Source organism: Carnobacterium sp. (assembly GCF_049673005.1).
GTDB lineage: Bacteria > Bacillota > Bacilli > Lactobacillales > Carnobacteriaceae > Carnobacterium_A.
In genome coordinates this window covers 1-23,500 of record NZ_JBATXB010000058.1, presented here as the reverse complement: position 1 = coordinate 23,500, position 23,500 = coordinate 1, and the positions used below count along the sequence as shown (strand labels likewise).

The 23,500-nt window shown below is 32.5% G+C and carries 25 protein-coding genes and 1 tRNA gene; 22 read left to right on the top strand and 4 right to left on the bottom strand.

The window, feature by feature from the left end; genetic code table 11:
• Positions 1-132 precede the first annotated feature (132 nt).
• On the bottom strand, positions 133-618 hold the full coding sequence (locus WBF61_RS04965) for a hypothetical protein (protein ID WP_424254453.1): 486 nt from the start codon (positions 616-618) through the stop codon (positions 133-135).
• A 22-nt stretch (positions 619-640) separates the two neighbouring features.
• Positions 641-991 carry a hypothetical protein gene (locus WBF61_RS04960; RefSeq protein ID WP_424254451.1) on the bottom strand — a complete coding sequence of 117 codons (351 nt, stop codon included), beginning with the start codon at positions 989-991 and terminating at the stop codon, positions 641-643.
• 232 nt (positions 992-1,223) lie between these two features.
• Between WBF61_RS04960 and rpmG the strand changes: the two genes are divergently transcribed.
• From rpmG to WBF61_RS04925, 7 genes are all read left to right on the top strand, one after another.
• Positions 1,224-1,373 (top strand): 50S ribosomal protein L33, encoded by a 150-nt coding sequence (gene rpmG, locus WBF61_RS04955; protein ID WP_424254449.1) that lies wholly within the window; start codon positions 1,224-1,226, stop codon positions 1,371-1,373.
• Between the two features lie 112 nt (positions 1,374-1,485).
• Complete coding sequence (locus WBF61_RS04950) at positions 1,486-2,028, top strand: 5-formyltetrahydrofolate cyclo-ligase (RefSeq protein WP_424254447.1); 543 nt, start codon at positions 1,486-1,488, stop codon at positions 2,026-2,028.
• A 313-nt stretch (positions 2,029-2,341) separates the two neighbouring features.
• Positions 2,342-3,040, top strand: a complete 699-nt coding sequence (locus tag WBF61_RS04945) for a rhomboid family intramembrane serine protease (protein WP_424254445.1) — start codon at positions 2,342-2,344, stop codon at positions 3,038-3,040.
• A 19-nt stretch (positions 3,041-3,059) separates the two neighbouring features.
• Complete coding sequence (locus tag WBF61_RS04940) at positions 3,060-3,263, top strand: YqgQ family protein (protein ID WP_424254443.1); 204 nt, start codon at positions 3,060-3,062, stop codon at positions 3,261-3,263.
• A 14-nt stretch (positions 3,264-3,277) separates the two neighbouring features.
• Positions 3,278-4,252 (top strand): ROK family glucokinase, encoded by a 975-nt coding sequence (locus tag WBF61_RS04935; RefSeq protein WP_424254441.1) that lies wholly within the window; start codon positions 3,278-3,280, stop codon positions 4,250-4,252.
• Between the two features lie 217 nt (positions 4,253-4,469).
• Positions 4,470-5,564 (top strand): TolB family protein, encoded by a 1,095-nt coding sequence (locus WBF61_RS04930; protein WP_424254439.1) that lies wholly within the window; start codon positions 4,470-4,472, stop codon positions 5,562-5,564.
• Between the two features lie 115 nt (positions 5,565-5,679).
• Positions 5,680-6,075: a rhodanese-like domain-containing protein gene (locus tag WBF61_RS04925; protein ID WP_424254437.1), complete on the top strand. Its 396-nt coding sequence runs from the start codon at positions 5,680-5,682 to the stop codon at positions 6,073-6,075.
• Between the two features lie 55 nt (positions 6,076-6,130).
• Here WBF61_RS04925 and WBF61_RS04920 read toward each other — a convergent pair whose 3' ends face one another.
• The gene (locus tag WBF61_RS04920; protein WP_424254435.1) at positions 6,131-6,361 is read right to left on the bottom strand and encodes an excisionase family DNA-binding protein; all 231 of its coding nucleotides are present in this window, start codon (positions 6,359-6,361) and stop codon (positions 6,131-6,133) included.
• 337 nt (positions 6,362-6,698) lie between these two features.
• Here WBF61_RS04920 and WBF61_RS04915 point away from each other — a divergent pair, with 337 nt between their 5' ends.
• The 8 genes from WBF61_RS04915 to WBF61_RS04880 all read left to right on the top strand — a co-directional run bounded on the left by WBF61_RS04915 (position 6,699) and on the right by WBF61_RS04880 (position 15,944).
• A complete protein-coding gene (locus WBF61_RS04915; protein WP_424254434.1) occupies positions 6,699-7,430 on the top strand; it encodes a glycerophosphodiester phosphodiesterase in 732 nt (243 codons plus the stop codon).
• Between the two features lie 26 nt (positions 7,431-7,456).
• Positions 7,457-8,392, top strand: a complete 936-nt coding sequence (gene miaA / locus WBF61_RS04910; RefSeq protein ID WP_424254459.1) for a tRNA (adenosine(37)-N6)-dimethylallyltransferase MiaA — start codon at positions 7,457-7,459, stop codon at positions 8,390-8,392.
• Between the two features lie 27 nt (positions 8,393-8,419).
• A complete protein-coding gene (hflX, locus tag WBF61_RS04905) occupies positions 8,420-9,667 on the top strand; it encodes a GTPase HflX (protein WP_424254432.1) in 1,248 nt (415 codons plus the stop codon).
• On the top strand, positions 9,664-10,914 hold the full coding sequence (locus tag WBF61_RS04900; protein ID WP_424254457.1) for an aminotransferase class I/II-fold pyridoxal phosphate-dependent enzyme: 1,251 nt from the start codon (positions 9,664-9,666) through the stop codon (positions 10,912-10,914). The genes hflX and WBF61_RS04900 overlap by 4 nt, the downstream gene beginning before the upstream one ends.
• A gap of 200 nt (positions 10,915-11,114) precedes the next feature.
• A complete protein-coding gene (glnA, locus tag WBF61_RS04895) occupies positions 11,115-12,455 on the top strand; it encodes a type I glutamate--ammonia ligase (RefSeq protein ID WP_424254430.1) in 1,341 nt (446 codons plus the stop codon).
• A 191-nt stretch (positions 12,456-12,646) separates the two neighbouring features.
• Positions 12,647-13,048: a MerR family transcriptional regulator gene (locus WBF61_RS04890; protein ID WP_424254427.1), complete on the top strand. Its 402-nt coding sequence runs from the start codon at positions 12,647-12,649 to the stop codon at positions 13,046-13,048.
• Positions 13,049-13,122: 74 nt separating this feature from the next.
• Complete coding sequence (locus tag WBF61_RS04885) at positions 13,123-13,767, top strand: TetR/AcrR family transcriptional regulator (RefSeq protein WP_424254425.1); 645 nt, start codon at positions 13,123-13,125, stop codon at positions 13,765-13,767.
• 98 nt (positions 13,768-13,865) lie between these two features.
• Entirely contained in the window at positions 13,866-15,944 is a 2,079-nt protein-coding gene (locus tag WBF61_RS04880; RefSeq protein ID WP_424254423.1) for an ATP-binding cassette domain-containing protein, read from the top strand.
• Positions 15,945-16,242: 298 nt separating this feature from the next.
• Here WBF61_RS04880 and WBF61_RS04875 read toward each other — a convergent pair.
• A tRNA-Arg gene (locus WBF61_RS04875) sits at positions 16,243-16,316 on the bottom strand.
• Positions 16,317-16,789: 473 nt separating this feature from the next.
• Between WBF61_RS04875 and nrdH the strand changes: the two genes are divergently transcribed.
• From nrdH to WBF61_RS04840, 7 genes are all read left to right on the top strand, one after another.
• Positions 16,790-17,023 (top strand): glutaredoxin-like protein NrdH, encoded by a 234-nt coding sequence (nrdH, locus tag WBF61_RS04870; RefSeq protein WP_424254419.1) that lies wholly within the window; start codon positions 16,790-16,792, stop codon positions 17,021-17,023.
• Positions 17,020-17,385, top strand: a complete 366-nt coding sequence (gene nrdI / locus WBF61_RS04865) for a class Ib ribonucleoside-diphosphate reductase assembly flavoprotein NrdI (protein WP_424254418.1) — start codon at positions 17,020-17,022, stop codon at positions 17,383-17,385. Before nrdH ends, nrdI begins: the two co-directional genes overlap by 4 nt.
• Positions 17,372-19,555: a class 1b ribonucleoside-diphosphate reductase subunit alpha gene (gene nrdE / locus WBF61_RS04860; protein ID WP_424254416.1), complete on the top strand. Its 2,184-nt coding sequence runs from the start codon at positions 17,372-17,374 to the stop codon at positions 19,553-19,555. Before nrdI ends, nrdE begins: the two co-directional genes overlap by 14 nt.
• Before the next feature lie 18 nt (positions 19,556-19,573).
• Positions 19,574-20,536 (top strand): class 1b ribonucleoside-diphosphate reductase subunit beta, encoded by a 963-nt coding sequence (nrdF, locus tag WBF61_RS04855; protein WP_424254455.1) that lies wholly within the window; start codon positions 19,574-19,576, stop codon positions 20,534-20,536.
• 348 nt (positions 20,537-20,884) lie between these two features.
• Complete coding sequence (locus WBF61_RS04850) at positions 20,885-21,985, top strand: hypothetical protein (RefSeq protein WP_424254414.1); 1,101 nt, start codon at positions 20,885-20,887, stop codon at positions 21,983-21,985.
• Between the two features lie 13 nt (positions 21,986-21,998).
• On the top strand, positions 21,999-22,706 hold the full coding sequence (locus WBF61_RS04845; protein ID WP_424254413.1) for a hypothetical protein: 708 nt from the start codon (positions 21,999-22,001) through the stop codon (positions 22,704-22,706).
• A 73-nt stretch (positions 22,707-22,779) separates the two neighbouring features.
• The gene (locus WBF61_RS04840) at positions 22,780-23,337 is read left to right on the top strand and encodes a CDP-alcohol phosphatidyltransferase family protein (RefSeq protein ID WP_424254411.1); all 558 of its coding nucleotides are present in this window, start codon (positions 22,780-22,782) and stop codon (positions 23,335-23,337) included.
• Positions 23,338-23,500: the final 163 nt, after the last annotated feature.

Below are 23,500 nucleotides of genomic sequence, written 5' to 3'. Positions count from 1 at the left end.
ATATGCCAGTAGATTATCCTCCCCGTCGGGGAGTTCTATCAAATTGACACAAAAAAAGATTCCATTCATCAGTTTGCTGATAAATGGAATCTTTTTTCTTATTAGTAGCTAGTTATGTCCCAAGCTCGTTTTTTAACGATTCATTAAAATATTTGCAATTTTTTGGAAATCCATTTCACTTGAAAGTTCATAAGTACCCGGTCTGATTAGCGAGATGTAATTATTTTCTTCAAGAAAATTTTGAAATTCAGTGGAATCTTTGATGATACCTTGATTTTTAATTTGCTGAACAGCAACACTTCCGGGATCACCATTATTTACTACGATAGTTGCTTTAGTTTCTTTAAATTCTTCTGAATCTTCTTCAGGTTTTGTCTCGATTGAACTGTCTTTGCTCTCTGGATTTTCTTTAGTTAGTTCAGCAACCTCAGTTTCTGCTAGCAACACTTCATATTTTTCTTTGTACGTTAATTCCTCTTTATCTGGTTTCTTTGTCTCAACAACCTCAGTCTCCTTTGATGTCAATTGAGGATCATACAAAAAAGAGCGATATCCGGCAAGAACAATGGCAGAAAGCAAGAAACCAAGTGCTAAGTAACGTAATGCTGGTTTACTCATTTAAAAACTCCTTTGTTCTATTTTATTTTTCATCAACATATTCATCTATTACAACCTTAATGGTTGCCTTAGAAAGTCTTGTTTGATTTGCAATGTCTTCAGTGGAAACACCTTGTGTGTAAAGAGTGATAACGTGTTTTTTAAGAACATCGTGAATTTTTGCTGATGTAGCTTTTTCTTCAGTATGAATATTTAATTCTTCTTCTAAAACAGAAATGCGTTTTTTTAATCCGTAAATATCTTGCAATAATTGTAAAGAAAGTTCTTCGAACTCTTCTTTAATTTTTTCGCCATTATCCTTTTTATAAAAAGACCACCCAATTAAAGCAATGGCAATGACTAACAAAATAATAACTATAATCCATAAGTCCACTATTTTCACCTCTTTTATTTAATCTTCAAAATTATTTTAACATATTTCACTTTGTAAAAGTAGTTTGTAAAAAAAACTTAATTTTTTAAATAATTTTGGATGACGTAAAGTAAAAAAACTTTACATCTTTTAAAAAAATACTAGCATGTTTTAAAAAAAAGTGATATGATATTTAAGTCAGAAGTTTACGAAATGTAACTTCAACTATTGTTTATTGCTTGGAGGGAAAATCATGCGTGTAAATATCACATTGGAATGTACGGAATGTAAAGAACGTAATTACATCTCAAAGAAAAACAAACGTAATAACCCGGATCGTGTAGAATTCAAAAAATACTGCCCTCGCGAACGTGTTACTACTCTACATCGTGAAACAAAATAACAACAGAAATTCTGTTGTTTTTTTGTGTCGCGAGAATTTTTTTATAAATAAAAGGAAAAATGCGAAGGAGTTATTTCTTAGCATTTTTTCTTTTTTTAGGGGGAAATTTAGTATGATAAAAAAAGCTGGTAGAAAAAAAGTGATTGAATTATTAAAAACATTAGATGGTGAAAGAAAAGAAAAGCAAGAAAAGCTTTTATTTAAAGCATTATTTAAAAGTCCAGAGTGGACTTCAGCAAAAACTGTCGCGTTAACAATGTCCCAAACACTAGAAATAAATACAACTGCAATTATCGAAAAAGCTTGGACAGAAAAAAAAGTTGTCGTTATGCCTCGAACTAAAAAAAATAGAGAAATGGATTTTGTTGTTTATACTCATAAAACTCCAATAGAGCTATCTTCTTTTGGGCTAAGAGAGCCGGCTAGTGATTTAAGACCAATTCAAAAATCAGAAATTGATTTGATTGTTGTGCCTGGAGTGGCTTATTGTAAATCTGGGTTCAGAATTGGTTTTGGAGGTGGATACTACGATCGTTTCTTAGCAGACTACAAAGGTAAAACTATTTCACTAGTTCTAGATGAACAACAGATTGAACCATTTGAAGTTGAGACATTTGATATTCCGGTTGATCGATTAATTACAACTAAAAGTTAATTTATTCAAACAAATATAAGAATGGATTCTTTGGAACTATGATGAATCTTCTTTTTCTATTTAGTTTTATTTTATAGTAAAAAAATGCTTTTACTGAATAAAGTTTAGACAATCCTACCATTTTTTAAAATTATCTTCAGATTAAATTTATTGCATTAGGTATTTTTCTTTTAGAAATAATAAAAAAGGAACTTTAAGTTAATGCCGTCAAATGACTTATTTTATGCTATAATTGGGTGATAGTCTCTATCTAGAATGAATGGAATCTATACAAAAAAATTATAAAAGAAGACTAAAGATTGGAGTGGAGTTAGTGGATTATCAAACACAAATGAAAATTAAACGTTTTTCCAGACAACCATTATTGACTTATGCGATTTTGAGCATTCAAATACTGTTATTTATTTTGATGACAGTTAATGGTGGAAGCACAAATACAAATACGCTAATTGAGTTTGGAGCAAAATTAAACCCTTTTATTGTATGGGGACAGTGGTGGCGTTTGATAACCCCTATGTTTTTACATATAGGGTGGATGCATCTGCTTATTAACTCTGTTATTTTATACTTTTTAGGAATTGAGCTAGAGAACTTATTCGGCCATTGGAGATTTGGACTGATCTATTTGTTAAGTGGATTTGCTGGCAATGCGGCTAGTTTTGCATTTAATAATTCTATTTCAGCCGGAGCGAGTACAGCTATTTTTGGATTGTTTGGTGCTTCTCTAGTGTTAGGTAAACTTTATCCACATAATCCTGCGGTTCAACAAATGGCACGTAATTTTTTAACTTTGGTTATTATAAATCTAGTTTTTGGTGTATTTGATTCTTCAATTGACTTATCTGGCCATATCGGAGGGCTTGCTGGAGGTTACCTCATATCAACAGCAATTAGTGTTAAAGATACTTCTTCTTATTTGCTAAAGAAACGACTTCTGTATGCTGCTATTTTTATTTTGTTGTCCGCTCTATTCATTGCTTTAGGTTACTGGAAAGTTAAATTAGTTTTATGACACAAGGCGGTGACGTTTTATGAAAACGCTCTATGATGTTCAACAAATCTTAAAAAGATTTGGTATTTTTATATATGTTGGTAAAAGAATGTGGGATATTGAATTAATGATGATTGAGTTGAAAAAAATACACAATCAAGGTTTAATAGAAGATAATGAATACTTTAAAGCGCTTATGATACTAAAAAAAGAACATCGGATTGAAGAAGAAAATGGGGAATAATGGAGGATAATGATATGTCAAAAAAATTAATTGGAATTGATTTAGGTGGGACAACAGCTAAGCTAGCTATATTATCAGAAACAGGAGAAATCCAACAAAAATGGAGTGTTTTGACTGATATTTCTGAAGAAGGAGCTAAGATAATTCCATCTATCGTAGATTCAATTAATGATCATATTAAACGATACAATATGACAAAAGATGATTTCATTGGTATTGGAATGGGATCACCTGGAACAGTTGATAGAGTTAACGGAACCGTAATAGGCGCTTATAATCTTAACTGGAAGAATTTACAACCTGTCAAGATGTTGATAGAGTCTGGTACTGGAATATCGTTTGCTATTGATAATGATGCAAATGTAGCAGCACTAGGTGAGCGGTGGAAAGGTGCAGGCGAAAATGAAGATAACATGGCATTTTTAACGTTAGGAACGGGTGTTGGCGGCGGAATCATAGCAGAAGGGAACTTGTTGCACGGGACTGTTGGCGCTGCGGGTGAAGTAGGCCATATTACCGTTGATCCTAAAGGATATGCATGTACTTGCGGGAAAAAAGGATGTCTTGAAACAGTTGCAAGCGCGACTGGAGTGGTGCGTTTAGCACGTGATTATGCAGATAACTATGCTGGAGAGTCTAAATTAAAGCTAGCCATTGATGACGGTCAACTTGTAACAGCAAAAGATGTCTTTGATTATGCGAAAAATAATGATGAGTTGGCAGAAATGGTAATTGATAAGGTAGCCTTTTACTTAGGTTTAGCCTGTGGCAACATCGCTAATATTTTAAATCCTTCCACAATTGTAATTGGTGGCGGTGTATCAAACGCGGGGCAATTTTTAATTGATAAAGTTCGTGACTACTTTAATGTATTTACTTTTCCAGCGGTTCAAAATAGTTGCAAGATTCGCTTAGCACAACTAGGAAATGACGCAGGAGTCATTGGTGCAAGTTCTTTAATAAAAGAATTAGTTTCTAAAAATAGCTAAATAGAGTGAAACCCTAGCTCAAAGAGTAGGATGTGATATTACTGGTCAAAATAGACCTTAAGTAAATCATGTCCTATTTTTTTATTTTATTAGAAAATGTTGTCAATAGTTAAAACAAGCTAAAGAAAAAAGGCTGTGCTATAATTAATTATAGTAAAATAAAGAAAGAGGTAGGTAATATTCAGCTTATTAATAACCAGAAACAAAAGGTGATAACATGAAGATAAAGATATCCACTTTTATAAAATTAACGATCACACTGTTTTTTTGTGTGTCTTTTCTGTTTAGTTGTAGCAAGGGATCAACTAATCCTGAAAAAAAGCAAAAGGAACAAGTTTTACATGAAATTCCTATTGAGTATGAAAATTTCAGAAAAATTATTGGATGGGTATCGGATGAAGAAATCCTTGTGCATGCCGGTGAAGGGAATAAGGATACATTGTACCTCTTTAATCTGTTCGATGGAAAAATGACAAAAGTACACGAAGCTAATGCTATTATACTAACGGCGGTCATCTCTGATGACAAACAAAAAATATTTGTTCAATCTGTTGGGGATGAAAATCGAGAATTAAAAATAATTAATCTTTCGGGTACAGTTGAACAACAAACGACTATTGAAACAAATGGATATTTAAATATTAATTGGAATCCTGTTGATCAGAATAATTTATTTATTTCATATTATCAACTCGAAGAAGAAATGGTTGTTCAGAAATGGGATATCAGTACAAATCAAATTACAAGCGTTGAATCTAGCTCGTTAACGCCTGTCTGGTATTCAGCTAACCTCTATTTATTTGTAGATAATTTAGACGATTTCTCTTTGCAGACCGGTGAGTTATATATGGGTGATATTCGTACGAATAAAGTGACACATATCCGAAACCAAGTGACCGATTTTTATTTAAATAATGATACATTCATTACTTTTTCACCATCTGATTTTAACAAAGACGAGTTGCTACTAAATAGACAATACCCATTTATGGTAGACAATGGTTTCATTACGGTTCCAAAAGTTTCAATGAACGATCGCTTGATTTTTCCTTATCTAACTCAATCTAGTAGAGAGCAAGCTGTTTATGGTGTAATTGCAAAAGAATCGACTCAACTAGAAGTGAAATCTGGTGAGTTTCAATTTAGCAAGTTAAATTTTGACTCTAAAAAAATTGAACCGATTGTTGATTTACCTGATAATGCTCCTATAAGTATCTCGAAAGATGGAAATTATAGTTTATATGGTTGGCGTTATGAATATATGATTGATTTAGAAAAACAAGAGCTATACCCATTAATTAAGCCAGAATAATTTTATTCTAATAAAATAACATGTTCATTCGTAATTTTTTAAAAAATACTAGTAAAACCCTTCTCACTTGTGTACAATTGTTGTTGTGAGTATGAGATGAGAGGGGTATTTTGAATTGAACGCTAATGTTATATTAAATTTTGTTTTGCTAGCTATAGTTATTGTATGGGGTACTTATGAAATTTTCCAATATTTTAATCGTAAACGTGCTTCAATTGAATTAAGTGAGGAAGAGTTTAAAAAAGAAATGCGTAAGGTCCAATTAATAGACGTCCGTGAAAAAAGTGATTTTGATGCGGGTCATATTCTTGGAGCTAGAAATATACCCTACTCTTTATTTAAAACAAGAATGGTTGAGATTAGAAAAGATCAACCTGTATATCTGTATGATTACAACAAAACGTTAAGTAGTAGAGCAGCTGTTAGGTTACACAAAGCTGGTTACACAGAAATATACCGCCTGAAGGGTGGATATCGAGACTGGACTGGAAAAACAAAAAAACATAAATAAATAAGAAAAAGACGTCTCGTTTTTAGAGACGTCTTTTTTATCTTAAGGACTAAAGTTAATCTTCATCTTTGATATCGATATCTTCTGGAGGTATTTCGTTTAAATAATCTTGTATTTCCATTTTATAAGTTTCTAATGATTTCAAATACAAGTTAAATTGTTGGTCGTTAACTAAAAGATCTTCACCGTCTGATACAGTACGGATTTGTTTTTCACGAATTAGACGATAAACTTCTGATAATTTAATATCTAAAAATTTTGCCGTTTCTTCAAGTGTTAGGTACATTTGACACCCCTCCATTCATGGTTTCTAATTCTATTTTACGCTATAGCAGAAAAAAATACGAGGAAAGACTTTAATAGGTATACTTTAGCATACCGGATTAATACGCTGTTGTGTTACAATAAGTTTGTTGTGTTTTATTCATAATAAGTTTATTATAGGATAGTTTTTAAAAGAAATACAATCAGTATTTCTACAAAAAAGTGATCATCTTAAGATGACGGTTACTAATAAAAAGAATGTAGTTTAATAATAATAGGACTAATAAATATTTATAGAAGGGAGAGTATGGGCCGCCTACTAAAATACTTTATTTTAGAGTTTTTGGCAGCAGGTATTTATGAAAAAAACTGAAATTATTGCACATCGTGGAAGTAAAGGGACGCACCCAGAAAATACGCTAATTGCTTTTGAAGAAGCTATTCAAGTTGGAAGCGATGGGATTGAATTAGATGTTCATTTAACAAGAGATGGTGAAGTTGTTGTTATACATGACGAAACAATAGACAGAACAAGTAATGGACGGGGTCTGGTTCGAGAATATTCCTTAAAAAAGCTCAAAATGTTGGATATGGGTAGTTGGTTTGACTCGAAATTTAAGAGTTGTACTATACCAACATTACAAGAGGTAATAGACTTATTAAATCAAGCAGGATTTAACGGGTTATTAAATATAGAGTTGAAAACAAATAAGTTTGATTATCCCGGTATCGAACGAAAAGTAGTAGAAAAATTATCTAAGCAAGCAAATCTATTTTCAGTTGTATTTTCAAGTTTTAATTATCAGACTCTTATCAGACTTAATGCTCTTGATAGAAATCTAGATTTAGCTTTACTATTTGAAGATTACGAAGAAAACAAGACAAGGTTAGATAAAAAAAATCTTATTAAAATGTTTCATCCTAGCTTGGAGTGGTTTAAAAATAATGATAAAAATCAATCGCTAAAATATCCAGTCCGACTATGGACTATTAATAGTGAGGAAGATTTAGTCTATTGCTTTAGCAAAAAAGTATTTGGGATTTTTACAGATTTCCCTCAAAAAGCTATTGCCATTCGAGATGAGAATTAGTATATATTGTAAAGGAGAAAAAAGTGATTAGTCCTAAAGTTATTGTGATTGTTGGTCCGACTGCAGTCGGGAAAACTAGTTTAAGTATTTCCTTGGCAAAGGAATACGATGGTGAAATTATTAGTGGAGATTCTATGCAGATTTATAAAAAATTAGACATAGGAACAGCAAAAGTCTCAAGAGCGGAACAATCAGGAATCCCTCATTATCTAATTGATGAAGTATCCGTTAGTGAACGCTACTCAGTATCTGATTTTCAAAAAGAAGGAAGATTGCTGATTGAAGATATTACAGCTAGAGGGAAAATCCCTATTATTGTAGGAGGAACTGGACTATATATTGAATCTATCTTATACGACATTAGTTTAGGTGGTACTGGAGGAAATGACTTAATTTTTCGTGCAAAAAAAGAAATTGAAGCAGACCGTTATGGAGCGAAGCGTTTGTGGGAAGAACTTGAAAAAATTGATCCAGTATCTTCAAAATCGATTCACGTTAATAATGTTAGACGTGTCATCCGTGCTCTAGAAGTTCACCATACGTCTGGAATTCTTTTTTCTGAATCTCAAAATGAACGTGAAGTAAAAGAGTCTTTGTATGATGTTAAACTAATTGGTTTAACTACAGAGAGATCAGTTTTATATAGTCGTATCAACGAACGTGTCCATTGCATGATTGAACAAGGACTTGAATCAGAAGCTAGATGGCTTTTTGATCAAAATATTAAAGATTCTCAAGCAATAAGAGGTATTGGTTACAAAGAATGGATTCCTTATTTTAAAAATGAAGATACGTTTGAGAAGGCTGTTGCTGACATTCAACAAAACTCAAGAAGATATGCTAAGAGACAATTAACGTGGTTTAGAAATCGAACTAAAGATGTTAGTTGGTTTGATTTAGTAAAAGATCCAGAATCTGAAGTGAAACTAAAAAAAGAAATTAACGATTTTTTGACTATTTAGCTAGGTAGTGAAAGGCAGGTCATAGATATGGAAACAAAAAAAGAACAAGAGAAGGTTGTCATAGTTGGAGTGCAAACGAGAGAATCTGATTCCGATTTTAATTATTCTTTACATGAATTAGCACAGTTAACAGAAACTGCTTTGGGGAGAGTTGTCGGAGAGTTAACCCAAAAAAGAGATCGTATCGATTCTCGTACCTTATTAGGAAAAGGGAAATTAGAGGAATTAGTCCATTTGGTTGAAGAAACAGAAGCTGATGTAGTCATTTTTAACCAAGCATTAACACCGGGACAGACTAGAAATATTCAAGAAGTGATTGATATAAAAATTATTGATCGAATCCAATTGATATTAGATATTTTTGCTATGCGTGCTAAAAGTAAAGAGGGGAAACTACAAGTTGAGTTAGCTCAGTTACAATATATGTTGCCTCGTTTAGCAGGACAAGGAATCAATTTATCTCGTCTAGGAGGAGGGATTGGGACAAGAGGACCTGGTGAAACTAAGCTAGAAACCGATCGTCGACATATTCGTGATCAAGTTAGCGATATTAAAAGAATATTGAAAGAAACAGAAAAACACCGTAAGCGAAGCCGAACGCAGCGTAAGGAAAGTGGAGTATTCCAAATTGGCTTAGTTGGTTACACAAATGCTGGAAAATCTACTTTGCTAAATGCTCTTACGCAAGCAGATACGCATGAAGAAAATCAGTTATTCGCTACTCTAGATCCTTTAACAAGAAAACTTGTTTTACCAACAGGGACAATGGTAACCTTGACAGATACAGTTGGATTTATTCAAGATTTACCAACAGAATTAATTGAGGCTTTTCAATCTACCTTAGAAGAAACACGTAATGTTGATTTAATTTTACATGTTGTTGATTCATCTGCTGAAAATATGTCTGGCCATGAAAAAACAGTTATAAAATTATTAAAAGAATTAGATATGGACCAAATTCCAATTTTAACAGTTTACAATAAAAAAGATTTAGCCAACCAATCATTTTCACCGGGCTTGTTTCCTAATGTATTTATGTCAGCTAGAGACAAAGCTGATGTAGAAAATTTATTAGGCGAAATTGTAAACCGAATGAAAGGAATTATGATTCCTTATCAGATGAAAATTGATGTTTCTGATGGAGATAAACTAGTTCGATTGAAACAAGAAACATTATTAATATCAGAACACTATCTTGAAGAAGATAACAAGTACCTCGTTGAGGGATATATCAAAAAAGATTCAAAATGGAATGGAGAGAACCAATTAATATGAGTTGGAATAGCCAATATAATACAGAGTTAAACGATAGAATAAAAAGTGTAGAAACAATGATTAAACCTGTTCATGAAAAAATACATGAGAATGCTCTCTCAAATCAATTTAAGGTGTTATCTAGTTTTAGAGATAAGAAAGTTACAGAACAAAATTTCAATCCTTCTACAGGATATGGATACGATGATTACGGTCGAGATATTTTAGAAGAAGTCTATGCTGATGTATTTAAAGCAGAAGCAGGACTTGTAAGGCCACAAATTATTTCGGGAACACATGCAATAGCAACAGCATTATTTGGTATTATGCGTCCTGGTGATGACTTATTATATATTACGGGAACTCCTTATGATACGTTGTTAGAAATTGTTGGTGTAACGGGAAAAGGAATTGGTTCCTTCAAAGAGTATCAGATGGGATACGACTATGTTGATCTCTTATCTGATGGCAGTGTTGATTTAGAGCGTGTCAGAGATAAGATGACAGCAACGACTAAAGTAGTTGCTATCCAACGTTCGCGTGGCTATTCAGATCGCGCGTCGTTTACTATTGATAAGATTGAAGAGATGATTCAATTCGTTAAATCTGTTGATCCCTCAGTGATTGTTTTTGTTGATAACTGCTATGGTGAGTTTGTTGAGCAGAGAGAACCCATAGAGGTAGGCGCAGATTTAATGGCTGGTTCTTTGATTAAGAATCCAGGTGGTGGTTTAGCGAAAACTGGAGGCTATATCGTTGGTAAACTAGACTTAATTGAATCTTGTGGCTATCGTTTGACCTCGCCAGGAATTGGACGAGAAGCCGGCGCATCATTATATAGTTTACAAGAAATGTATCAAGGGTTCTTTATGGCTCCTCATGCCGTCGGTGAAGCTTTAAAAGGTGCTGTTTATACTGCTGCACTACTAGATTCATGTGGGATAGAGAGTTCTCCGAAGTGGAATGATGAACGAACAGATTTGATTCAAACAATTTCATTGAATGATAAAGATCGGATGATTAAATTTGCACAAACTATTCAAAAATATTCGCCAATTAACGCTCATGTAAAACCAGTTGATGCTTATATGCCTGGTTATGAAGATGACGTAATAATGGCTGCGGGAACGTTCATACAAGGTTCCAGCATTGAATTAACAGCAGATGGTCCGATTCGTCCGCCATATACTTTATATGTTCAAGGTGGATTAACTTATGAGCATGTTAAGCTGGCAGTAAGTTCAGCCGTTTCAGAATTATTTTTTTAAATAAATTAATGAATAATTAAAAACAACATTAACGTCTACTCGTTTAAGAAGACGTTAATGTTGTTTTTTTATAAACTTAACCGAATACTTATAACTAACATCTTCATGTTATAAAAATTTTGACAATTACATTTAGCCTTGTTAAGGTAGTAAACGAATAAAATAAAAAGCTTCACTATGAAAGGGAGAATTTTTAACTCATGAAAAATTTTACTAAAGAGGAAATCATAGAAAGCGCAAAAGAAAATAATGTCCGTTTTTTACGCTTAATGTTTACAGATATAGATGGGACCGTAAAAAATGTTGAAGTGCCTATTAGTCAGTTGAATAAAGCGTTGAATAATGAAATGATGTTTGACGGATCATCAATTGATGGTTTTGTACGAATCGAAGAAAGTGATATGTATTTGTATCCAGATTTAGGGACGTGGCTTATTTTTCCATGGGAAATAGGAAATGGAAAAGGCAGCGTTGCTCGTTTAATTTGTGATATTTATAATGCAGACGATACTCCATTTTCAGGAGATCCTCGCACTAACTTAAAAAGAGCTTTAAAAGAAATGGAAGAGATGGGCTTTACAGAATTTAATTTAGGACCTGAGCCTGAATTTTTCTTATTTAAACTTGATGAAAATGGTAAACCTACACTTGAACTGAATGATAATGGAGGATACTTTGATTTTGCACCAACAGACTTGGGTGAAAATTGCCGTCGTGAGATTGTTTTACATTTAGAAGATTTAGGTTTTGAAATTGAAGCAAGTCATCATGAAACAGCTCCAGGGCAACATGAAATTGATTGGAAATATGCTGATGCACTTGAAGCATGTGATAACATTCAAACGTTTAAATTAATTGTTAAAACGGTTGCACGTGAACATGGTTTACATGCTACATTTATGCCAAAACCGTTAGAAGGTGTAAGTGGTTCAGGTATGCACTTTAACATGTCTTTATTTAATGAAAGTGGAAATGCTTTTTATGATGAATCAGATAAATTAGGATTAAGCGAAATAGCTTATCAGTTTTTAGCTGGAACAATTCATCACGCCTTAGCATACACAGCAATCTGTAATCCAACTGTTAATTCTTACAAAAGATTAATTCCTGGTTATGAGGCACCTGTATATGTAGCTTGGAGTGCACGTAATCGTTCACCTTTAATTCGTGTACCTAGTTCTCGTGGTTTATCTACTCGTTTTGAATTACGTAGCGTGGATCCTAGTGCTAATCCTTATTTAGCTTTAGCAGTTCTATTAAAGTCAGGATTAGATGGCATTAAAAACCAGATGGTTCCTGCAGAACCTATTGATCGCAATATTTATCGTATGACTTCTGAAGAACGTTATGAAAAAGGGATTATTGATTTGCCGTCTACTTTGCATAATGCTTTAAAGTATTTAGCTAAAGATGAGATTGTTAAAGATGCCCTTGGGCCACATATTTACAATAGTTTTATTACTTCTAAAAAGGTAGAGTGGGCCGCTTATCGTGAACAAGTTTCTGAATGGGAACAAGAAAAGTATATGACTTTATACTGAGAAATATAAGATAGAAATAATAGAGGAACAATTAAACAATGTAAGAGAGAAATAGCCAGAATATAAGGCTATTTCTTTTTTTTTTCAAAAAGATATTTAATGTCAGATGTTCTGACATGGAGTCGAGCAAAAGATTGACAGTTTTCTATAAAAAAGCTATTCTTAAAAAGAAATAAAAGGAGGATTAAAGAATGAAGGAAAAAGAATTAAGACGTTCTATGGCTGTATTCACTATAGGAACAGTTATGAAGTTAACTGATCTAACGGCACGTCAAATAAGATACTATGAAGAACAAGAATTAATACGACCAGAGAGAAATGATGGCAATCGTAGAATGTTTTCTTTGAACGATGTTGATGCACTTCTTGAAATAAAAGATTATATAGCTGAAGGAATTAATATGGCTGGAATCAAACGCATATATGAATTTAAAAAAACAGAGAAAACGAGCATTAAAGAGAAAGAAAAAAACGATAACGGATTAACAGATGACGATGTTAGACGTATCTTGCATTCCGAGTTTATGGCTATGAGCAATTTTAACCCTTCTACTATATCTCCTTTTATTGATCCAGATCGTCGCCTGTATTAGTTAATAGGAAAAGTGGGAAATTAGTAAATAGATGTAATCTGTTAAAATGATATTCAAGAAAAGAGGCTAATGGATTGGATTCAATACTAGTATTATTTGAAAAACGTATTCGAGATAATGAAAGCTTAACTCCAAAAATGCAAGATATTCTTCAAGCTAGTTTAGAATTATTCTCTGTAAAAGGCTATTCAAATACTTCAACAAGAGATATAGCTAAAGCAGCAAATGTTGCAGAAGGAACGATATTTAAACATTTTGGATCTAAAGAGAATTTATTATATGCTACACTCATTCCACTTTTAAAACATACTTTAGCCCAGGAATGGAAAGAACAGTTAGCTTTAGTAAACCAAAATATCGAAGAATATCCATTCCCTATTTTTTTAAAAGAAATAGTAGGGAAAAAAATAACTTATGCAAGCGATAATATCAAAGTATTTAAAATTCTCTATATGGAGTTTATTTATCAAGAGAATATGAGAGAGAATCTTGTTACATTAATTCCAATAGAAATTGTTAAAGAAATAAACGAAATGTTGGATTATTACAAACAAAAAAAACAAGTTGTTGATCTTTCAAATAAAGAATTATTCGGATTTCTAGTAGGAACAATTATGACTTATGTCATAACAAGTGAGTTAGTTCCTTCTATAGAAAAGGACAAGATAAATGAAATAGAAAATATGATTGTTTTTCTGACAAAAGGACTTACACCTTAATGCATTACTTGACATTAAAGAAAAATATAATTATACTATCAGAACAATCTAGTGAGTGATTGCTCACTTTGTGATTAAGCGAAAGGAATGATAGAAAAATGGCTTTTTTAGAAGTGAAAAAATTAAATAAATATTATCCAATTGGAACACAAAAAAAATTTCATGCATTAAAAAATGTTGATCTTTCGTTTGAAAAAGGCGAACTGGTATCTATTATCGGAGAGTCAGGAAGTGGGAAGTCAACCTTGATGAATCTATTTGGTGGGCTTGATTCAAAATTTGATGGAGAGATTTTAGTAGATGGAGAAAATATTGGAGAATTTACAGAAAAACAAATGGTACAATACCATAAAGAGAAAATAGGTTTTGTTTTTCAAAGTTTTAATCTCGTTTCTCATCTTTCTATAATAGATAATGTAACGTTGGCTATGACTCTATCAAATGTAGATAAAGATACTCGTATTGAACGAGCAAAAATGATACTAGATCAATTAGGCTTAAAGGAACAGTATGAAAAGAAACCTGAGCAACTATCGGGAGGACAAAAGCAACGCGTCGCTATTGCAAGAGCACTAGTGAATGATCCTGATATTATCATAGCAGATGAGCCAACAGGAGCGTTAGACTCTGAAACTAGTGAACAAGTTCTTGATATTATCCAGCAAATCGCAGAAGGTGGAAAACTTGTAATTCTTGTAACACATTCAGAACGTGTAGCTGAAAGGTCTAGTCGTATTGTAACTATTGCAGATGGTGAAATTATAGACGACAAAAAAAGTGGACCCTTAAAAGCAGTAGATAAAACATTTGTATTGCGTTCGCTAGACGAAAAACAAACGAACAAAAATTTATCTCTCTTCTCAGCTATTCGTATGGCACTATTGAATATGAAAGAAAAACTTGGTAGGAATGTATTAATTGCATTAGGTGGTAGTATTGGAATCATGAGTATAGTACTCATGTTGTCTTTAGGGAAAGGTATTAATGATTATCTAACGGAGACGATGAATGAAAATGTTAATCCGCTAGTTATTGAAGCTTCAATGACTGAAGCAACAGAAACGAGCGAAGCTAAAAAAGAAAGAGAAGAAAAAGAAGCTGAAGAGAGCAAAAATAGTGAAGTGGTCCCAGGTATTCCAGGAGGAAATACTGATAGCAATCCAGGATCAGAAGTTGAATTTACTGGCCCTCCAGGCACAGGAAGTAAATTATCATTTAAAGAAGAAAATATTAAAGAGCTTCAAGAAATTGAGAATGTTAAAAATGTTACGGAAGGGTTCACATCATTTTCTTTTACTAAAAATGCGATAGAATTCGAGGATGAAAGTTACACTTATATGAACTTTGGCACAATATCACCAGACATCACACCTTCTAATATTATTTTTGGAGCACTACCTGAGACTAATGAAGTCTTAATTACAGAAGGTCTTGCGACCAGTATAAAGGATAATGCAGCTGATATGATTGGGGAAGAAGTTAGTGTTAAAATCGACACTGGCGATGAATCACTGGAAGGTAGTTATAAAGTTAGTGGTATATTTACTCCGGGAGATTCAGCCGGGCCAGCAGGTATTTTTGATTCTGTCTATATGACTATGGATACTTTCAAATCTTTGAGTGAAGAGTCAGACAAAGATGTAGAAGCAAATGTTCTTTACCTTACTTCTGAGTCTGAAGAATTTACGCAAGAAATTAAATCTCAAGTAAAAGAGCTAGGTTATGCAGGATCTTCTGCAGACATTTTAACTGATATTTTTAGTCAAATGTTAGATATATTTACGTATGTTTTAACTGGTGTAGCGGGCATCTCTTTACTAGTATCTGCAATAATGATATTAACTGTTTTATATATCAGTGTCGTAGAAAGAACTCAAGAAATAGGAGTTATTAAAGCGATTGGAGGTCGTAAAAAGGATATCAGAAGAATTTTTGTTTCTGAATCATTTTTGATTGGATTGTTTAGTGGTATTCTAGGTGTAGGATTAGCCTTAGTATTGTCTTTTGTTGGTAATACATTCATTGAACGAGCTTTTGATGCAACAGTTCTTCATACGACTCCGGCATTTGCGATTGCGGGTATTCTTGTCAGCATTATCATAAGTGTTTTAGCTGGCTTATTGCCAGCAAGTAAAGCTGCTAAGCTAGATCCCGTAGAAGCATTAAGAAGAGGGTAAAAAAAGTTTTGATTTCCGGTAATAAATTTATTTAGAATAGTAATTCTTTCATAGAGAAATCTAGCTCACTCATACAAGATGTGAGCTAGATTTATGTATAAAAATTGTTTAGTTTACATAAATATGTAAACAGTGAGTTGGATGTAAAAATATTAAAAAGTACTCACTTTTAAAGTAAGTACTTTTTTATTCGGAATTATTCCGGCATACTTTTTTATTCATTTTATTGTTTAATATAAAAAAAGCTTGTTAAATAAGGATTCTTATTTAACAAGCTAATATATTTTCATGCTATTTACGTCTCAGGAGAGGTTCGAACTCCCGACCGTTCGCTTAGAAGGCGAATGCTCTATCCAGCTGAGCTACTGAGACATTACTTAACAACAGAGTTTATTATATAATTAAATGAATAAAAAGTCAACGCTATTTTGCAATTAAATTTTTATTATGAAAAACTACTTGTTAATATAGTCACATGCTGTTTTTATTGGGAATAAACCGATTTGTTTTTTATTCTTTATTAACTAAGAAAGATGCTATTTCTAAAAGTATTGTCTAATAATAAGTCGAATTAGTACAAAACTGTTTTTTTATCTCATTGTGAATTTTTTTAGAAAATAGTGATAAAACGGCAGAATTCGTTGATTTTATTGAACATCTCTGCTTCACATGAAATACTATATGTAGTGTGGAAACAGCTTGTGAATATAAGCGTTATCTATATATGGTATATGTTATGATTGTAAAGCAACTAGATATTGTGTAAGATACTAGGAGTAGTAAGGAGTTGCAATTGAAAAAAAGTAACTTCAATACCAATATTTTAATTCAAAGGGGTAATTAATATGGCTAATAATGGAATCACGGTGTATTCGAAACCAAACTGCATGCAATGTAACTTTACTAAAAAATACTTAGATGACAAAGGTATAAACTATACACTAAAGGATATTTTTGAATCTGAAGTTGCGTTAGATGAAGTAAAAGAGTTAGGTTTTACTTCTGTTCCAGTTATTTCAGTTGAAGGTAGAGAAGCATTCAATGGCTTTCGCCCTGATCTTTTAGATCAACTAGTATGAAAATAGTTTACATGTCCCTAACAGGACAAACTAAAAAATTTGTTCAAAAGCTTGACATGGATTTGTTGGAAATTACTCCTACAAATCCTTATATTTTTATTCAAGAGCCATTTATAGTAGTCGTTCCGACCTATGAAATAGAGGCTACCGAAATAATAAATGATTTTATTGAAACAGGAGAGAATCTTTCTTATTTTAAAGGTGTAGCCGGCGGAGGAAATTTAAATTTTGGAAAGTTATTTGTTTTTACAGCAAAAAATTTGGCTGAAAAATATGATGTTCCTTTATTACATGCGTTTGAGTTTCAAGGAAATGAACAAGATGTTCGAAAATTAAAGAAAGCGGTGGATGAACTTGGATAAACCAGTATTAGCAACTAAACCTAAAGATGTCACTTATTTTAAATTGAATAACGAATTAAATCGCCCAATTAATGGATCAATCCCCCTACAAAAGGATCGCGAAGCAGTACGTGCTTACTTTTTAGAATTTGTTAATCCAAATACAGTTTTCTTTTATACTTTAGATGAAAAATTAAATTACTTAATAAAAGAAGATTATATAGAAGAAGAATTTTTAAATCAATACGATCGTGCATTCGTAAAAGAATTGTTTGAAGACATTTACAGTCGTAAGTTTCGTTTCCGTTCATTTATGTCTGCATTTAAATTTTATACTCAATATGCTTTAAAAACGAATGATGGAGAACGGTTTTTAGAGCGTTATGAAGATCGCATTGTTTTTAATGCTTTGTATCTAGCAGGAGGAGACAAAGAAGTTGCACGTACGATTGCTGATGAAATTATTAACCAACGTTATCAACCAGCAACTCCGACCTTTTTAAATGCAGGACGCAAAAGACGTGGTGAATTAGTATCTTGTTTCTTGGTTCAAGCAACAGATGATATGAATAGTATCGGACGTGTAATTAATAGTGCCTTACAACTATCTCGTATCGGTGGAGGAGTAGGCGTTAACCTTACGAATTTACGAGCTGCAGGAGATCCGATTAAACAAATTGAGAATGCATCAAGTGGCGTTATTCCTGTTATGAAATTATTAGAAGACAGTTTTAGTTATTCGAATCAATTAGGTCAACGAAACGGTGCTGGAGCAGTTTACTTGAATGTATTTCACCCAGATATTGTCTCGTTCTTATCAACAAAAAAAGAAAATGCGGATGAAAAAGTTCGAGTTAAGACATTGTCACTAGGCTTGGTTGTACCAGATAAGTTTTATGACTTAGCAGCTAATGATGAACAGATGTATTTATTCAGTCCTTACGATGTTGAACGTGTTTACAATAGACCCTTTGCCTATGTTGATATTACTAAAGAATATGAAAATATGGTAAATAATGAAGAAATACGTAAATCAAAAATTAGTGCTCGTGAGTTAGAGAATGAGATATCAAAATTACAACAAGAATCGGGTTATCCTTATATTGTTAATATTGATACTGCTAATAGAGAAAATCCAATCCATGGAACGATTACAATGAGTAATTTATGTAGCGAAATTCTTCAGATTCAAGAACCTTCATTAATTAATGACGATCAAACTTACGACACATTGGGAACAGACATTAGTTGCAATCTAGGCTCTACAAATATTGTTAATTTAATGAAAACGACAGATTTTGGACGTTCGGTTGATGCGATGGTTCGTGCACTAACAATGGTAACCGACCAATCAAGTATTGCTGCGGTACCATCTGTAAAAAATGGAAACGATAAATATCATACTATCGGCCTTGGAGCGATGGGACTTCATACATTCTTGGCATTAAATAAAATAGAATACGGTTCACCTGAATCAGTTGAATTTACAGATGTTTATTTTATGCTGTTAAATTTCTATACTCTGCAATCTAGTAATAGAATTGCAAGAGAGAGACAAGAAACATTCCATAATTTTGAAAAATCTTCATACGCAACTGGAGAATATTTTGATAAGTATACTCAAAATGATTACACATTTGAAAATGAAAAAGTAGAAACATTATTTGAAGCATTAGATGTTCCGACTAAGGAAGACTGGTTAAAACTTAAAGAGTCTATTAGTAAAGACGGGCTGTACCACCAAAATCGTCTTGCTGTGGCTCCAACGGGCTCGATTAGCTATGTAAATGAAACGTCAGCAAGTTTACACCCAATCACACGTTTAATTGAGGAACGTCAAGAGAAGAAAACGGGTAAAACCTATTATCCAGCACCTTTCTTATCTAATGACACACTGCCTTTCTATAAATCAGCTTATGATATTGATATGCGCCGGGTTATAGATGTATACGCAGCTGCTCAAAAGCACATCGATCAAGGAATGAGTTTGACTCTATTCATGCGCTCAGATATTCCTGAAGGCATGTATGAATGGAAAGAAGGACGTACAACAAAGCAAACAACACGTGATTTGAATATTTTACGTCACTACGCTTGGCGTAAAGGAATTAAGTCCCTTTACTACGTACGAACGTTTACAGAGAATTCAGAAGAAATTGGATCAAATGCTTGCGAAAACTGCAGTATTTAAGAGGAGTGAATGAAAACGATGATAAATAGATACGATGCAATAAATTGGAATAATATTGAAGATATGATTGACAAATTAACTTGGGAAAAATTAGTTGAACAATTTTGGACAGATACAAGAATTCCATTATCGAATGATTTGGGTGATTGGGCACGTTTGCCACAAATTGAAAAAGATATGTTAGCTAAAGTGCTCGGAGGATTAACTCTTTTAGATACACTCCAATCACAAGATGGAGTAGAATCATTAAAGGATTCGATTCGAACTCAACATGAAGAAGCAGTTTATAACAATATCCAATTTATGGAGTCAATGCATGCTAAAAGCTACAGTGCCATCTTTAGTACACTAAATTCTAAATCTGAGATTGAAGATCTTTTCCAGTGGATCAATACAGATGAATTATTACAAGAAAAAGCAGACATTATTAATGGTATTTATAAAAGCGGTACACCCTTGCAACGCAAAGTTGCAAGTGTTATGCTAGAATCTTTTTTGTTCTATTCTGGATTTTTTGCACCACTGCATTATCTAGGTAACAATAAATTGCATAATGTAGCTGAAATTATAAAATTAATCCTGCGTGATGAGTCCGTTCACGGAACGTATATTGGCTATAAGTTCCAAATAGGCTACAATCAATTAGGTAGTGATGAACAAGAAGAGTTAAAAAACTGGACGTACGAATTATTATTCCGATTGTACCAAAATGAAGTGAAATATGCTGAAGATCTATATGATGAAATTGGATGGACAGAGCGCGTTAAAGTTTTTTTACGCTACAATGCTAATAAAGCTCTACAAAACTTAGGATTTGATCCTTTATTTCCTGATACCGCTAATGATGTTGACCCAGTAATCATGAATGGTATTTCTACGGGCACATCCAATCACGACTTCTTTTCGCAAGTAGGAAACGGGTATTTAGTAGGAATGGTTGAATCAATGGAGACCGATGACTATAAAAAATGGACAAATTAAATAAATAATCAGTATCAGCACACTACAGTTATTTGCTAGTGTGCTGATTTTTTGGGTTAATGATTTCTTCTAAAAGGGCTATCTAAATTTATTAAGTGAAACTATAGTGTTGAATTATTTTGGAAATTAGAGGATAAGAAAACATGGGAAATTAATGATAACTCATAGTAGTATAAACAGCTTTAAATATATCAAAATTATAAAGTGTATAATTTTATATAAAATGAGATATAAGGTACAATAAAAGTAGGATATGGTAAAAAAAGTCTTTTGTTTTTTGAAATTCATAAAATAAAATATGAGAAGTTAACCGTAAATTATTTGAGAGATAAAAAGGTGGGATGAAAAATGAAAAGAATTAATTTACTTTTTATTTTTACAGTGATATTAACTGGATGTGCGAGTACAAATTTTATAGAAGATGCTAACAGTTCATCCTCAATAGAAGATCAAGTTCAAATTTCTTCTGAATTAGATTTAACGTCAAACGTAAAAGATAGCCAAAAAAAGTCCCAAGAAAAAAAAGACTCTCTTACATTTGTTCCCCAATTAGATGAAATAAACCAAGGACTAACGATAGAAAATGATAAAGCGCTTTCGAACATGCAAAAAATTGTTGCAGAAAATCAAAATATGGGCATTGAGGATGATGTTACAATCGTATACAGCGGAGAAACATTTGGGGATTCCCCTAATCTAGCTGGTATTTTCTTAATTATTAACCGAACGAATCAGGCTTTAGAAAATATAAAATTTACTTATACTTTTGGTGGTGTAGATAAGAACCTCATTTTTGATCAAAAAGCATATCATTTAACAGAAGAACGATTTGGAGTATTGCAGCCGAATACGGTTATGCCTATGTACTTTATTGTAAAACCAGAAAATGAAAAAGATCTTAAAGATATAGATGTTGAGCAAGTTATTGAAAAAATTGAATCCTTTGACTATGATGTAGCGAGTGAAGATGAGAACAATAATAATACTGAAAAAAAAGAATCAAAAAGTGATGGTTTAATATTCAAATTACCTAAGCAAAACGATGATAATGGACAAACGGTTGAAAATAATCCATTGATGATGAAATTTAAGGAAATAGTCGATAATACAGAAAATCTAGGATTTAATAATGATGTTACAGTACTATACTCCAAGCTTCATGATAAGAATGAAAAGGATATGATTGCTTATTTTCTTGTTATTAACAGAACAGATACAAGTATGAAAGATATTCGATTTAATTTTAATTATGGGAATACTAATGGTGAAATGGTGTGGGAAAATGAGTCTTATTATATGTCTAATGAGGTCTTTGGAATACTAGAGCCAATGACAGTCCTTCCGGTTACGCTTACCGTTCCGGAAGGAAAAGAACGTTTATTTCTATCTATTACGGATGATAATGTAAAAACAAGTATAGAGAAATTCAACTATAACGAAGCTAATTAAGGGAGGGAATATCATGAAAAAATTAATGATAGCGGTAGGAATAGCATTAATTATGAGTGGGTGTAATGCAGTTGAAGAGAATAACTCAGCTTCATCAAATGCTTCTATAGTCTCTTCTGAAGTGAAAACGAGTACTGAAAAGGGGGATACTTCTTCTGTTTCAGAGTCTATATCTTCCAATTCTAATACTAAAAAAGATTCTTCTAAGCCTAGTGGTGCAGGTGCAGGTGCTATAGAGAAATCTGAAAATAAGGAATCTTCAAGTTTGGATGCAACCACTAGTGAAATACCTTTAGTTCCTCAAAAATCTGATATTGAAAATGGATTTACTTTAGAAAATGACCCCATTTTACAAGGGGTTGAAGAGAGGATGAGACAAGCAGAGACAATTGGTATTCCTAATGATGTTGCTATACACTTTACTGGGATGACTCTCAATGAATCTGAGAAGACTCAAGCTATTTTTATTCTAGTTAATTTAACACCTATTACTATGAAGAATATAAATATGACAATCAGCTTCAGCAATACAGCAGGTGAAATCATTTTAGATAAAGCTCCGTTTGTTCTTTCAGAAGATAGATTTGGTATATTTGAACCTAATACAGCGATGCCTGTGTATATTGATATACCAAAAGAAAAAGAAGAAATATTTACTAATCTAAAAGATTTTAACGAGATGATTTATTCAATAGACTCTTTCGATTATGAAGAAATATAAATTAGGTTATATTAAAAAAAGAGTATCAATTTGTTTAAATCTTATTCCTGTATGAATAAGGAGTTGAATACATGTGTTGACTTTCGATAAAAAAGACTGGATTGCTATACCAAATATCTTATCTTTGGTTAGGTTATTACTTATCCCGTTATTTAGTATAATCTATTTAAATGCTACTCAACCCTTCCATTATTATGTAGCTGCAGTAATTATTTTATTTTCTGGATTAACAGACTTATTAGATGGATGGATAGCAAGAAAATACCATCAGATTACTGAATTAGGCAAGATATTAGATCCTGTTGCCGATAAATTGACACAAGTCGTAATTGTATTTTGTTTGTTAACGAAATTTAAGTGGATGACTCTCGTTGCAGTGATATTCTTAATAAAGGAATTGTTTATGTTAATTAATAGTCTAGTCCTTTTACAAAAAGGGAAAAAATTAGATGGTGCTAAATGGTATGGTAAAATATCTACAGCATTATTTTATATCTGTATGATACTTTTAATTGCATTCCCAACTATTTCTAATTTTATAGCAGGTATGCTAATAATGATAATTGTATTTTTTTTACTATTGTCACTGTTATTATATGGGAAAACATTCAAAAAAATGTACCGAGAATAAAGGCTTAAACTTGTTTTATAAGAGTTTTATTGGTAATATTGTAGTGAAAAGAAGGACAAGGTACAATGTCTTCTTTTCTAGGGTCAAAATAAGGCTCTAGTACTATTCAGTGATTCTATTTCAGTAAAAAACTGGATCATTGGAAAAATTAATAATGTGGCGA

Coding starts and splice junctions, on each gene's coding strand:
- WBF61_RS04965 (WP_424254453.1), bottom strand. CDS start 618: ATGAGTAAACCAGCATTACGTTACTTAGCACTTGGTTTCTTGCTTTCT.
- rpmG (WP_424254449.1), top strand. CDS start 1,224: ATGCGTGTAAATATCACATTGGAATGTACGGAATGTAAAGAACGTAAT.
- WBF61_RS04950 (WP_424254447.1), top strand. CDS start 1,486: ATGATAAAAAAAGCTGGTAGAAAAAAAGTGATTGAATTATTAAAAACA.
- WBF61_RS04940 (WP_424254443.1), top strand. CDS start 3,060: ATGAAAACGCTCTATGATGTTCAACAAATCTTAAAAAGATTTGGTATT.
- WBF61_RS04935 (WP_424254441.1), top strand. CDS start 3,278: ATGTCAAAAAAATTAATTGGAATTGATTTAGGTGGGACAACAGCTAAG.
- WBF61_RS04930 (WP_424254439.1), top strand. CDS start 4,470: ATGAAGATAAAGATATCCACTTTTATAAAATTAACGATCACACTGTTT.
- WBF61_RS04920 (WP_424254435.1), bottom strand. CDS start 6,361: ATGTACCTAACACTTGAAGAAACGGCAAAATTTTTAGATATTAAATTA.
- WBF61_RS04915 (WP_424254434.1), top strand. CDS start 6,699: ATGAAAAAAACTGAAATTATTGCACATCGTGGAAGTAAAGGGACGCAC.
- hflX (WP_424254432.1), top strand. CDS start 8,420: ATGGAAACAAAAAAAGAACAAGAGAAGGTTGTCATAGTTGGAGTGCAA.
- WBF61_RS04900 (WP_424254457.1), top strand. CDS start 9,664: ATGAGTTGGAATAGCCAATATAATACAGAGTTAAACGATAGAATAAAA.
- glnA (WP_424254430.1), top strand. CDS start 11,115: ATGAAAAATTTTACTAAAGAGGAAATCATAGAAAGCGCAAAAGAAAAT.
- WBF61_RS04890 (WP_424254427.1), top strand. CDS start 12,647: ATGAAGGAAAAAGAATTAAGACGTTCTATGGCTGTATTCACTATAGGA.
- WBF61_RS04880 (WP_424254423.1), top strand. CDS start 13,866: ATGGCTTTTTTAGAAGTGAAAAAATTAAATAAATATTATCCAATTGGA.
- nrdH (WP_424254419.1), top strand. CDS start 16,790: ATGGCTAATAATGGAATCACGGTGTATTCGAAACCAAACTGCATGCAA.
- nrdI (WP_424254418.1), top strand. CDS start 17,020: ATGAAAATAGTTTACATGTCCCTAACAGGACAAACTAAAAAATTTGTT.
- nrdE (WP_424254416.1), top strand. CDS start 17,372: ATGAACTTGGATAAACCAGTATTAGCAACTAAACCTAAAGATGTCACT.
- nrdF (WP_424254455.1), top strand. CDS start 19,574: ATGATAAATAGATACGATGCAATAAATTGGAATAATATTGAAGATATG.
- WBF61_RS04850 (WP_424254414.1), top strand. CDS start 20,885: ATGAAAAGAATTAATTTACTTTTTATTTTTACAGTGATATTAACTGGA.
- WBF61_RS04845 (WP_424254413.1), top strand. CDS start 21,999: ATGAAAAAATTAATGATAGCGGTAGGAATAGCATTAATTATGAGTGGG.